The organism is Paenibacillus catalpae, from assembly GCF_900112695.1.
Lineage (GTDB): Bacteria > Bacillota > Bacilli > Paenibacillales > Paenibacillaceae > Pristimantibacillus > Pristimantibacillus catalpae.
Genome location: NZ_FOMT01000002.1, coordinates 1259270 through 1271935 on the forward strand (window position 1 = coordinate 1259270; position 12666 = coordinate 1271935).

Consider the following 12666-nt stretch of genomic DNA (forward strand, 5'->3'; position numbering starts at 1 on the left):
TAGTATGTCTGATCCTATATGTGTGTGGACATGCATGAACCGCTCCAATCGGGTTTAAGAGCAGCAGCTTTTGGCTGCAGCCACCTGGATTAGGCGAGTCTTCGACAATAAGGAGGTGCAACTCATGTTCGCAATTATCGAAACTGGCGGCAAGCAATACAAAGTTCAAGAGGGCGATGTAATCTACATCGAAAAACTGAACGCAAACGAAGGCGAAAGCGTAACGTTTGATCGTATCTTGGCAGTATCTAACGGCGAAGGTCTCGTAACTGGTACTCCAGTTGTTTCCGGCGCTACAGTTTCCGGCAAAGTCGAGAAACAAGGTAAAGGCCAAAAGATCATCGTTTACAAATACAAAGCCAAAAAGAACTACCGCCGCAAGCAAGGTCATCGTCAACCGTTCACTAAAGTAACAATCGAGAAAATCCAAGCATAAGAGGACTTTCTTATGATATCTGTTACAGTCGAACGTAGAGCCGCTGACAGACGGATTGTATCTTTTGCGATCTCCGGACACGCTAAATATGCAGACCGCGGCAAGGATATTATCTGCGCCGGGGTGTCGGCCGTTTCGGTCGGAACCGTAAATGCTATCGAAGCTTTGGCGAGAGTGGAATTACCGGCTTCCATGAAGAATGGCTGGCTATCGTCAGACATTCCGGAGCAGCCGGATAAGGATACGGACGACAAGGTACAGCTGCTGCTCGAATCGATGGTCGTTATGCTCGGCAATATCGCACAATCTTACGGCAAATACGTCGTAATTCATGAACAACTTCTTTAAAGAAGGAGGGAAACACCATGTTGAAATTAGATCTTCAGCTTTTTGCATCGAAAAAAGGTGTAGGTTCTACAAAGAACGGTCGCGACAGCCATTCGAAACGTCTTGGCGCTAAACGCGCTGACGGTCAAGTCGTATCTGCAGGCAGCATCTTGTTCCGCCAACGCGGTACTAAGATTCACCCAGGTACGAACGTGGGCATCGGTAAAGACGACACGCTTTTCGCTTTGGTTGAAGGCGTTGTTAAGTTCGAACGTTTGGGCCGCGATCGCAAAAAAGTGAGCGTGTACCCTGTTGATCTGGCTCCGGTAGCCGCAGCAGTAGAAGCTTAATAGCAACAAGTGCCCCGGCCTGATGAACAGGCCGGGGCTTTTGTTTGTTTTAGACCTTTCGGCTGCCGTATTCGCATGCTATACTGGTCTAGCTAGGAAACAAGCAGAAAGTGGGAACGATCAGGATGGATCGCATTAGAATGGCGAGACAGTCGGCAGCGGCTTCCGTTGTGCTGCCTGGTGCGGCTGTACTCATTTGGCCTTCTTCGGTATGGCTGGTTGCACTTTTTCTCTTATGGACAATAGCAGCTGCGGTATTTTGGATCAAGACGGAACGTAAAGAGCAGGAACAACGGCTGGCACGTACTGTGCAGAGGCTGCAGACAGCAAGCGTAAAGACATTAAATCACCACAGGCATGATTGGATGAATGATCTCCAGGTTTTGTTCGGTTACATACGGATGAACAAGCTGGATAAAACCGTGGAATATGTGGAGAAAATAAGGGTTAGAATGACGGAGGAGAGCCAAATTGCAAAGCTTGGTGTTCCTTCGCTAATCAGCTATATACAATCCTTCCGTACCCTTACCAATGCCATGCAGCTTCATGTGAAGGTGGATGAAGGCATTCATTTGAACGAGCTTCAGGACGAGGGCCGGGATATTGCGGATACTTTGATCAGCCTGATCAATGCTTACAGATTCTCTGTAAAGACAGGATACGGCGATCCGGCATCACTTACCCTAAAGCTCTCCAGGGATGAGGAGATGCTGACGGTAGCTTTTTATTATGAGGGCGACTTAACCAGCGAGCAGCAGCTTGCGGATAAAATAAAACAGCAGTTGGAAGGCGCGTCTCTCTTGCCGGTCGATGTGGAGCATCCGCAGCGGGAATTGGTATTAAAAGCGGAATGGCGCGCTTGAACGGGGGCAAAACATGTTTGTCGATAAAGCGAAAATATTTGTAAAAGGCGGCAACGGAGGCAACGGAATCGTGTCCTACCGCCGCGAGAAATACGTACCGGAAGGCGGTCCGGCAGGCGGCGACGGCGGTAATGGCGGCGACGTTATTTTCCGCGTTGACGAAGGTCTCAGGACGCTAATGGATTTCCGTTATCAGAAGCATTTCAAGGGACCGGCAGGCGAACGCGGCAAAGTGAAATCGATGCATGGCGCGAGTGCTGACGACATGATCGTTCGCATTCCTCCGGGTACGGTTATTGTAGACGACGATTCGCAGGAGATTATTGCGGATATGACGCGTCACGGGCAGGAAGTGGTCGTGGCGCGCGGTGGCCGCGGCGGCCGCGGCAACATTCGGTTCGCTACGATTAATAATCCTGCTCCGGATATTTGCGAGAACGGTGAAGAAGGCGAAGAGCGCTGGGTTACTCTGGAGCTCAAAGTTATGGCGGATGTTGGTCTGGTCGGATTCCCGAGTGTAGGCAAGTCCACGTTGCTTTCCGTTGTGTCCGGCGCAAAGCCGAAAATCGGCGCCTACCACTTTACAACGATTACGCCTAACCTTGGCGTCGTTGATGTTGGTGACGGACGCAGCTTTGTAATGGCTGACCTGCCGGGCCTGATTGAAGGGGCACATGAAGGCGTTGGACTTGGCCATGAATTTCTGCGCCATGTTGAGCGGACAAGAGTAATTGTTCATGTCTTGGATATTGCAGGGACAGAAGGCCGCGATCCTTTCGAGGACTGGGTCAAAATTAACGAAGAGCTTGTGAAATATAACGAGAAGCTTGCGGAGCGTCCGCAGATCATTGCGGCTAACAAGATGGATATGCCGGAGGCGGCAGATAATCTGGAGCTGTTTAAGCAACAGTTGGATGAGGTTCGCGGTGACCGTGAATATCTCGTCCTGCCAATTTCATCGCTGACCAAGCAAGGCATCCAGGAGCTTCTGTACAAAGCAGCGGATACCCTTGATTCTGTTCCGGAAGAAGTATCGGTTGAAGAAGTGAAGGATGTCGCAGAGCGGAAAGTATTCACATTCGAGAAACGCGAGGATGACAGCTTTACGATTCACCGTGAAGATGAAATCTTTGTCGTGAAGGGTACAAGAATCGAAAACTATCTGAAGCGCATGAACATGAACTCTTATGACGCTATTATGCGCTTTGCGCAGCTGATGCGGAAGATGGGTGTTGACGCGGCTCTCCGTCGTGAAGGGGCCAGAGACGGTGATACCGTTCAGATTGCCGACTTTACGTTCGAATTCTTTGAAGGCAGCGATTATAACGGCTAAAGAAATCAAACAAGTTGACGCAAAAGACGGCCCCCGGCCGTCTTTTTTTCTTTGAATCCGTCTCAGTTACCTATTGCCGCATCTACTATATTCCGATATAATGTCCATTATAGAAGAACAATTGTCTTTGTAGGGAGGACGAAATAGTGACGCAACGTTATTATGTCGTTCGTGAGGATATGCTTCCGGAGGCGATCGTCAAGACGATCCAGGTCAAGGAAATGCTTGGCCGGGGTGAGGCGTCCACGGTGCATGAGGCGGTAGAGAAAGTAGGGCTCAGCCGAAGCGCCTTTTATAAGTATAAGGATGGCGTATACGGTCTTCATGAGCTGGAACGTGAACGGATCGTAACCATTTCGATGGATTTGGAGCACCGATCCGGTGTATTATCTAAGGTATTGAGTCTTGTGGCAGGCCTCGAAGGAAATGTGCTGACGATGAACCAGACTATTCCGCTGCAGGGCTTTGCCAATGTGGTCATTTCCGTAGATATATCACAGCTGAATGAAGAACTGACAACGCTTATTGAGGTTATTCGCAGCCAGGAAGGCGTGCGTAAAGCTGCCGTTATCGGACAAGGTTGATTAGATGGAGGGAATTGTATGAAGCCAGTGAAGGTAGGTTTGCTTGGTCTCGGAACAGTCGGGACTGGTGTAGTGCGTATTGTGGAAGGCCATCAGGAAGATTTGCAAAGCCAGGTCGGATCCCCGATCGTCATTGAGAAAATTCTTGTGCAAAATAAAGCGAAATCCCGCAGCATTTCAATCGATTCGTCCAAGCTGACGGAAGATCCGTGGGAAATCATTAGCAACCCTGATATCGATGTGATCGTTGAAGTAATGGGCGGAATCGGATCGACGAAGGAATATATTATGGAAGCACTCTCCCGCGGCAAGCATGTCGTAACAGCGAACAAGGATTTGATGGCGCTGCATGGCCCGGAGATTCTGGCGAAAGCACAGGAGCATGGCTGTGATGTGTACTATGAAGCCAGCGTTGCAGGCGGTATTCCGATTATCCGTACGCTTGTAGAAGGTTTCTCTTCCGACCGCATTACGAAAATTATGGGGATCGTGAACGGTACAACGAACTATATCCTGTCGAAGATGAGCCTTGAAGGCGCCTCTTACGATGATGTGTTGAAGGAAGCACAAGAGCTCGGATATGCTGAATCCGATCCGACTTCCGACGTAGAGGGTCTCGACGCAGCACGCAAGATGACGATTCTCTCCACGCTTGGCTTCCGTGCAAAGGTTGCGCTTGATGATGTATCCGTGCAAGGCATGTCCAAAGTTACGAAGGATGATATCTTGTATGCGAAGCGCCTTGGCTATGAAGTGAAGCTGCTTGGTATCGCGGAGCGTCAGGATGACCAATTCAGCATCAGCGTTCAACCAACAATGGTGAAGAAATCGCATCCGATTGCATCCGTTAACGGTGTATACAATGCGGTCTACGTCTATGGTGAAGCTGTAGGCGAGACGATGTTTTACGGCCCGGGCGCAGGTGAGCTGCCGACAGCAACATCAATCGTTTCCGACCTGGTAGCCGTTGTGAAGAACCTGAAGCTTGGCGTAAACGGCAAACAAAGCGTATTGACTTATAAGGAGAAGAAGCTCAAATCCGACGAGCAGATCTCTTCGAAATATTTCCTGCTCTTGCATGTGGATGACCGCGCAGGTGTCCTCGCACAAATTACGCAAATTTTCGCCGAATATGAAGTAAGCCTTGAATCGGTGCTGCAGCAGCCTAATCCGAATAATCCGGATGCTGAAATCATCGTAATTACTCATGATGCCAATAAAGCTGCCATCCAAAAAGTGCTGCAGAAATTCGAATCGCTGGACGTTATTCGCAAGGTGAAGAGCGTTTACCGTGTGGAAGGCTAATCCGGCTGTTTGATTTCAAAAGCATACAAAGGAGCTTTATCCGTCATGAATAATCGTCGAGTAATTGTGAAAGTGCCGGCCAGCACTGCAAATCTGGGCCCAGGCTTCGATACGCTTGGCATGGCGCTTTCGTTATACGCCTGGATCGAGATGTCGGCAGCGGAGACTACAACATTCCGTCTATACGGCGATCAGATGCAAGGCATACCAACTGATAAATCAAATTTGCTCTACCAGGTTGCCCAGCTTGTCTTTGAAGAAGCAGGGGTTAGCATTCCGGAGCTGGACATTGCGATGTACAGCGACATTCCTTTAACAAGAGGACTCGGCAGCAGTGCTTCGGCCATTGTTGGTGCGCTTGCAGCCGCGAACGGGCTGATTGGCAGCCCGCTGCCTGATCATAAACTGTTCCAGCTTGCGACCAAATTGGAAGGGCATCCCGATAATGTCGGAGCATCCTTGTTTGGCGGCATCGTTGTGTCCGCTTGGGATGGCGAGCGTGCAGATTATGTCAGGCTTGAACCTCATGCGAAGCTGGAGACACTTGTTGCCATTCCGGCCTTCCAGCTTTCGACGGAGAAGGCGCGTCATGCCCTTCCTTCGCAGATCAGCATGGCTGACGCTGTCTTTAACGTTGGACGAAGCTCCCTTCTTGTTGCAGCACTTGCAAGCGGCGAACTGGGCCTTATCCGCCATGCGATGCGCGACCGGCTGCATCAGCCATATCGTGCGCCGCTTATTCCAGGCATGTCCGCCATTCTGGAACATGCTGCAGACTACGGGGCACTTGGCGCTGCTCTTAGCGGAGCGGGTCCTACTCTTATTGCGTTTGTCGACGCTGACAGCAAGGACAAACCGCAGCTGGAGCAGTTTTTGCTTGCGACCTTGAAGCAGGAAGGCATCGAAGCCGAGACCATGTGGCTGAAACCAAGTGCTGAAGGTCCGGTCATTACGGTGGAAGATGCGGCCAGCCCTGCTCCTGGACTTATGGAACGGATAAAAGGAGAAGTTGTACGATGAAGACAATTGCAGTATTGCCTGCCGGCTCCGTATCGGATGAAGCAGTCAAGCGGCTGTTTGCCGGAGAACAAATGAATTGGAAGCATCACCGTTTGATCGCCGATGTATTCATGTCGACCGTCAACGGTGTCAGCGATTATAGCGTTGTTCCTATTGAGAATACGATTGAAGGTTCCGTTAATCTGCATGTGGATTGGCTTGTTCATGAAGTGGACATGCCAATCCAGGCAGAATGGGTATATCCTTCCATACAGAATTTGATCGGGCGCAGCTCGGAAGCAGCGGGGGAAGACGGCTCGATTGATTTCAGCAAAATCAAGAAAGTCATCAGCCATCCCGTTGCTATCGCGCAGTGCCTCCAGTTCCTGCGGAGTGAGCTTCCTCATGCCGAGATCGAAACGGCGGGCAGCACCTCTGAGGGTGTCAAGATCGTGAAGGAAAATCCCGGCGAAGGCTGGGCGGCGATTGGCACGATGACGGCAGCCGATAATAACGGCCTTGATGTTCTGAGCCAAGGGATTACGGATCATGACAATAACTTTACCCGGTTCTTGCTGGTAGGCCGCGAGCCATTTACCGTGCGTCAATCCGATAAGCAAAAAACGAGTATTCTGATTACGCTGCCCGAGGACTTCCCGGGTGCGCTTCATCAAGTACTAGCCGCGTTTGCATGGCGGAAGATCAACTTGACGAAGATTGAATCACGCCCGACGAAGAAAAAGCTGGGCAATTATTATTTTTATATCGATATCGATATGGCGCTGGATACGGTGCTCCTGCCATCCGCGCTTGGAGAGATTGAAGCATTGGGATGCCAGGTCCGCATTCTTGGCAGCTATCCGAGCTTTACTTATGAACAGCTTCAATAATGAAAATAGCGTTGTCCTATACGGGCACCGCTATTTTTTTTGTGTCAAGGTGGAGACACCAGCCTACGTTCTGCATAGGATGTAATGATTGATAGCAGGCACTCGCCGTGCCGTTATACAAAGTACGTGACAGGAGGTTTTTTGGTAGTGAAAATTCACGTTGTAAAGAAAGGCGATACATTGTATTTCATTGCTCAGAAACATAATGTATCGATTGAAGACATTCTAAAACTGAACCCTTCCATTACGAACCCGGATCTGCTGGATGTCGGAATGAAGCTGAAGGTTCCATCGGCTAGTGAGGTAGGCGGCGGAACAGGAGGACTGGACATTATGCATCAGCATGTGGTGAAACAAGGGGATACGCTTTGGAAATTGTCGAAAGCTTGGGGAGTACCGCTTGCTGACATGATCAAAGCGAATCCGCAGCTCAAAAATCCGAATGTCCTTCTGACCGGCGAAATTGTCAACATTCCCAAAACAGCTACTCCAACAGAGGTTCCAGGCCATGGCGTACCAGCACAAGGTTCTGGCAGCGGCAGCTCTCATCATCCCCTTCATCCTATGTCGCTCATGCATGGTGTGCAAAACTGGGTTGGCAAAAAGCCGACTGGACAAATGCCAGCTGCGCAAGCACCGGTTCAAAAAACACCAACGGCTCCAATTGCTCCAGTTGCTCCAGTTGCACCGGTAGAGAAAACACCTACTGCACCAATCGTTACTCCCGTAGCGCCGGTTGCGAAAGAACCTGTGAAGAAAGCTCTGCCTGTTCAAAAATCGCCGGATAAAAAAGCGAAGCATGCCGAAGAAGCAGCAAATGTGAAACCTAATATGAAGCCAACGATGGAAGCAAATGTTCAGCCAAAAATGAAACCAAATGTAGCACCAATGATGCAGTCCAATGCGGAGCCTAACCTCCAGCCAAGCGTGGACCTGTTCAAGCAGCACGGCGTTCCCGCGGTAGAAGCGGCTTCCCAGCATCATCACCATGGCGGATATGGCAATATGGCGCCGATGGTATCTCCTCTGCAGGTTGGCCCTGGCTTTGGTTATGGCGGTTGGCCTGGATCCAATGTCAGCCCGGTAAATGAAGGTCCTTGGTGTCCTCCTGGTACAATGCCAATCGCAGCTGGCCCTGGGTACGGATATGGCGCAGGTAACGTATCCCCGGCTGTGTTTGGTTCGGAAAATGCTTCTCCTGTCTTTGGGGCAGAAAATGTAAGCCCAGCTGCAATGGGCGACAACGCTGCACCAAATGTAAGTCCGGCAGCGGTTAGCCCGGCTCACGGCTACGGCTTCGTATCGCCTGCAAACGTTGGTCCTGAACATGGCTACGGTTATGGTCCTTCGGCAGTATCTCCGGCAAATGTCGGCCCAGATTTCGGTTACGGATACGGTCCGTCGGCCGTATCACCAGCAAATGTTGGCCCAGACTTCGGCTACGGTTATGGCCCTTCCGCGGTGTCTCCGGCAGAGATGGGTCACGGTTACGGCTATGGCCCATCCGCCGTATCACCAGCAAATGTCGGCCCAGACTTTGGTTACGGCTATGGCCCTTCCGCAGTATCTCCAGCAGAGATGGGTCATGGTTACGGCTACGGCCCATCAGCCGTATCACCGGCAAATGTCGGCCCGGACTTTGGCTACGGCTATGGCCCTTCCGCAGTGTCTCCAGCAGAGATGGGTCACGGTTATGGCTACGGTCCATCTGCCGTATCGCCAGCTGAAATGGGTCATGGCGGTTATGGCCATGGTTGGCCGGGAGCAGTGTCTCCGGCTAACGTTGGTCCTGACAATGTCTCCCCTGCTGCACTAGGAGAGAATAGTGCTCCCACGGCTGTCAGCCCTGAAATGACAGGACCTGCAGGCGGTTATGGCTACGGCTGGCCAGGGGCTGTATCCCCGGCAGGCGTTGGTCCGGAGTACGGCTATGGTTACGGCGGTATGGTATCGCCCGCAAACGTCGGTCCGGACTTCGGCCATGGTTATGGCCATCCGGGGATGGTGTCTCCGGCTATGATGGGGCCAAACGTATCACCTGAAGCGTTGGGTTCCAATGTATCACCGATGGCACTTGGCTCGAATACAGCGCCAACTGCCCTTGGCTCCAACGTATCGCCGATGGCGCTTGGTTCGAATGCAGGTCCAGCAGCACTTGGCTCCAATGTATCGCCCATGGCCATTGGTCCAAATGCAGCACCGACAAATGTCTCGCCGGCAAGCTTCGCTCCAGGAGGCTATGGCTACGGTAATCCGGTAGCCGGTGCCCACCAAGGCTTCTCTCCATATTCCTACTGGCCGGGCCAAACGGCAGGTGCGCAGGATGATCCATGCGGCTGCAACGGCAAACGCACGGAAGAAGAGCCAATTGAATCCGAAACGGCAGGCAAGAAAGCGAAGCCGCGTAAAACAGCTAAAATCCGCAACGTTGCACCAAAGTCCAAAAAAACAAATCGCAGCAACAAACCTTGGATTAACCGCTAATGCGATGCAAAACAGCCTCTTGCCTTTTTGTGAAGGCAGGAGGCTGTTTTCTGTTTCATTTATCTTATCCATACATATTTATGGAAGCATTGAGTTAAACTAGGTCAAAAATGAAAACAAGGGGCCTTTATTATGATGATGAAGTTTAGCTTATGGAAGCAATTGAAGAAACGGCTGCGAAGAGGACGGCGTCCGATGTGGACGTTAGGCTCGTTCATGATCGGCGTAGCAGCAATCGTGCAGGCGGTTTACAGCGCGCCTGCCGCGGCGGCTTCCGGGGCCGGTGCTGCTGTGAGCGAGCCGGGAGAAGGGAATCCTGGTTTGATCCGGATTCTGCAGGAGCATGAGGAGCCGTTTGCGGTTCAATTGCACCGTCAATATATTTGCGGGGAAGAAACGAAGCCTTTTGGCCAAATGACTTCCGCTGAGGTTATCCGGATTCTGATGTCTCACCCGGAATGGACGGCGATGCTGTCGCAGGATGGACAAACCGTGCTGCTTGAGCATCGGATTGAAGATTTCTCGCAGTCTTGCAAGGGCAATGTTTATATCGGCCTGGACAAGCAGGGATACTTGTCTCTGTTTGAAGGGGTGCCCAAGAAAGAGAAGGTAGTTAAAACCTTCTTCCAGCTGGATGTCAGATATATGGAGAGCAGCCTGCCGCAGGATAAGGTAGATAGTCTTGCAAAGGGCATCAAAATATCCGATATCGACGAATACAACAGTGTCCTGTCGACTTACAGCGACTTTGCCATGCCGGCCAATCAAAAAGTGATGAAGCCGACTTATTGATCGCTGCTGACCTTCCGCTTGCTGCGGAAGGTTTTTTTAATGGCGGCAGGACCGATCTCAAACGCGTGTTCTCATCCGGACCAACTTTTGCTATAATGGACGGATAAGAAGCGGTAATGACTGCCGCAAAGGAGTTGGCGGATTGCGCGTTCTTGGTATAGACCCCGGTATTGCGATTGCGGGATTTGGATTTATTGACAAAGACGGACATAAGCTGAAGCCGGTTCAATATGGCTGTATTCAGACGGCTGCCCATACGCCTCAAGAAGAGAGGCTCGTACAGATTTATGAATCGGCTGTTGCCCTTATGGATAAGTATAAGCCGGATACCGTCGCGGTAGAGAAGCTGTTCTTCAACCGCAACGTAACGACGGCGTTTGCTGTAGGGCAGGCAAGAGGGGTCATCATTCTGGCGGCTGCCCAGCGGGGGCTGCCGGTGGCAGAATACACGCCGCTTCAGGTGAAGCAGGCAGTAGTGGGTTATGGTAAAGCAGAGAAGCGCCAGGTGCAGGAGATGGTCAAGATGTTTCTAAAGCTGTCTGCAATACCGAAGCCGGATGATGTGGCGGATGCGCTCGCGGTAGCGATCTGTCATGCCCATTCTTCCGGATTGTCGCAAAAAATTAACGAGGTGCTTCGATGATCGATTTTTTACGCGGACTTATTGCTCATGTAGAAACAGAATATGTCGTACTGGATGTCAGGGATGTCGGTTACCAGGTGTTTACGCCTAACCCGTATGCTTTTGCTGGCAAAGAAGATACCGTCACCATTTATATTCACCATCATGTCCGCGAGGACGCGATTCTCTTGTATGGCTTCGAATCAAGAGAAGAACAGACCTTGTTCCGCAAGCTGCTGGAAGTATCGGGCATTGGTCCTAGGGTAGCGCTTGGCATCCTCGCCGGAGGGCGTCCGGATGCGGTAATCGGCGCGATCCAGCAGGAGAATATTGCGTTCCTGACCAGGCTTCCGGGTATCGGCAAAAAAACCGCCCAGCGGATGATTCTTGACCTCAAGGACAAGCTGGCCGGGTTTGCAACAGATGCCGGACTATTGGCTGCTGTAGGACTTGCTCCGGATCTGTCAGCCGCAAAAGGCGGGGCACAGCAAGGTGTTGGAACCGCATGGGAAGAAGCACGAGAGGCGCTCGGAGCGCTTGGATACACCCCGGCCGAGCTGGATAAGGCCTGGACCGGGCTGGTACCGACGGTAACGGCAGAGGAAACAGTAGATTCTTTAATGAAACGCGCCTTGCAGCAGCTGTTTAAAGGTTAATTTAAAAAGGAGCTGAGCGAGGGTGGAAGATCGGATAATATCCGCTAACCTGATGATGGATGAGCAGGCTATGGAGTTAAGCCTGCGACCGCGGTATTTGGCTGAATATATCGGGCAGTCCAAAGCGAAGGAAAATCTGAAAATATATATAGATGCAGCCAAGATGCGGAAGGAGGCGCTGGATCACGTCCTGCTGTACGGGCCTCCGGGACTTGGGAAAACAACGCTTTCGAACATTATCGCTAACGAGCTTGGCGTGAATTTGCGCACAACTTCGGGGCCGGCGATCGAGCGGCCCGGTGACCTTGCTGCCCTGCTGACGAATCTGCAGGAAGGCGATGTGCTGTTCATCGACGAGATTCACCGCCTGCACCGGACAGTAGAAGAAGTGCTGTATCCGGCGATGGAGGATTTCGCGCTGGATATTATGATCGGCAAAGGGCCTAGTGCCAGATCCGTGCGTTTGGACCTGCCGCCTTTTACACTAATAGGTGCAACAACAAGAGCGGGTCTTCTGTCGGCACCGCTGCGGGACCGGTTTGGCGTGATCAGCCGTCTGGAATTTTATACGGTGGATGAGCTTTCTTATATCGTATCCCGATCTGCTGAAATCTTTGATATTGCGATTATCGGGGAAGCGTCGGATGAGATTGCGATGCGCTCCAGAGGAACACCGCGTATCGCGAACCGCCTCCTGAAGCGGGTGCGTGATTATGCGCAGGTGCGAGGAGACGGCATTATCACGCATGAGATTGCGAAGGCCGCGCTTGAATTGCAGCAGGTCGATCCGATGGGGCTGGACAGCATTGACCATAAGATGCTGCTCGCCATGATGACGACGTTTGCAGGCCGGCCCGTCGGTCTGGACACGATAGCCGCTTCCATTGGAGAAGAAAGCCAGACAATCGAAGACGTTTATGAGCCTTACTTGATGCAGATCGGCTTCCTGCAGCGGACGCCGCGGGGCCGGATTGCAACGGATCAGGCCTATCGGCATCTGGGCATGCCTATACCGGAAAGGTGAG

14 protein-coding genes and 1 other annotated feature are annotated in these 12666 nt (G+C 51.6%); all 14 genes read left to right on the forward strand.

All coding sequences use genetic code 11. From position 1 onward, the window contains the following. Positions 1–27: 27 nt before the first annotated feature. Positions 28–111, forward strand: a sequence feature (ribosomal protein L21 leader region). 13 nt (positions 112–124) lie between these two features. The 14 genes from rplU (at position 125) to ruvB (ending at position 12665) form a co-directional block, all read left to right on the forward strand. Next, a complete protein-coding gene (gene rplU / locus BM200_RS13270; RefSeq protein ID WP_091185987.1) occupies positions 125–436 on the forward strand; it encodes a 50S ribosomal protein L21 in 312 nt (103 codons plus the stop codon). Between the two features lie 12 nt (positions 437–448). Beyond that, positions 449–784, forward strand: coding sequence for a ribosomal-processing cysteine protease Prp (locus BM200_RS13275; protein ID WP_091185989.1), 336 nt, complete (start codon positions 449–451; stop codon positions 782–784). A gap of 17 nt (positions 785–801) precedes the next feature. Then, positions 802–1113 carry a 50S ribosomal protein L27 gene (rpmA, locus tag BM200_RS13280; RefSeq protein WP_015845972.1) on the forward strand — a complete coding sequence of 104 codons (312 nt, stop codon included), beginning with the start codon at positions 802–804 and terminating at the stop codon, positions 1111–1113. Between the two features lie 125 nt (positions 1114–1238). Then, on the forward strand, positions 1239–1976 hold the full coding sequence (locus BM200_RS13285; RefSeq protein ID WP_091186333.1) for a Spo0B domain-containing protein: 738 nt from the start codon (positions 1239–1241) through the stop codon (positions 1974–1976). 13 nt (positions 1977–1989) lie between these two features. Beyond that, entirely contained in the window at positions 1990–3309 is a 1320-nt protein-coding gene (gene obgE / locus BM200_RS13290) for a GTPase ObgE (RefSeq protein WP_091185992.1), read from the forward strand. A gap of 146 nt (positions 3310–3455) precedes the next feature. After that, complete coding sequence (locus BM200_RS13295) at positions 3456–3893, forward strand: ACT domain-containing protein (RefSeq protein WP_091185994.1); 438 nt, start codon at positions 3456–3458, stop codon at positions 3891–3893. Between the two features lie 18 nt (positions 3894–3911). Continuing rightward, entirely contained in the window at positions 3912–5198 is a 1287-nt protein-coding gene (locus tag BM200_RS13300) for a homoserine dehydrogenase (RefSeq protein ID WP_091185996.1), read from the forward strand. Positions 5199–5243: 45 nt separating this feature from the next. Then, positions 5244–6218 (forward strand): homoserine kinase, encoded by a 975-nt coding sequence (thrB, locus tag BM200_RS13305; protein ID WP_091185999.1) that lies wholly within the window; start codon positions 5244–5246, stop codon positions 6216–6218. Next, positions 6215–7087 carry a prephenate dehydratase gene (gene pheA / locus BM200_RS13310; protein WP_091186002.1) on the forward strand — a complete coding sequence of 291 codons (873 nt, stop codon included), beginning with the start codon at positions 6215–6217 and terminating at the stop codon, positions 7085–7087. The genes thrB and pheA overlap by 4 nt, the downstream gene beginning before the upstream one ends. A gap of 147 nt (positions 7088–7234) precedes the next feature. After that, entirely contained in the window at positions 7235–9571 is a 2337-nt protein-coding gene (locus BM200_RS30620) for a LysM peptidoglycan-binding domain-containing protein (RefSeq protein WP_091186004.1), read from the forward strand. Between the two features lie 132 nt (positions 9572–9703). Beyond that, entirely contained in the window at positions 9704–10363 is a 660-nt protein-coding gene (locus BM200_RS13320; RefSeq protein ID WP_091186006.1) for a BofC C-terminal domain-containing protein, read from the forward strand. A gap of 142 nt (positions 10364–10505) precedes the next feature. Continuing rightward, positions 10506–11006, forward strand: a complete 501-nt coding sequence (ruvC, locus tag BM200_RS13325; RefSeq protein ID WP_091186008.1) for a crossover junction endodeoxyribonuclease RuvC — start codon at positions 10506–10508, stop codon at positions 11004–11006. Beyond that, complete coding sequence (gene ruvA, locus BM200_RS13330; RefSeq protein ID WP_091186010.1) at positions 11003–11641, forward strand: Holliday junction branch migration protein RuvA; 639 nt, start codon at positions 11003–11005, stop codon at positions 11639–11641. The genes ruvC and ruvA overlap by 4 nt, the downstream gene beginning before the upstream one ends. Before the next feature lie 22 nt (positions 11642–11663). Continuing rightward, positions 11664–12665, forward strand: a complete 1002-nt coding sequence (gene ruvB, locus BM200_RS13335) for a Holliday junction branch migration DNA helicase RuvB (protein WP_091186013.1) — start codon at positions 11664–11666, stop codon at positions 12663–12665. The last annotated feature ends 1 nt before the right edge of the window (position 12666 follow it).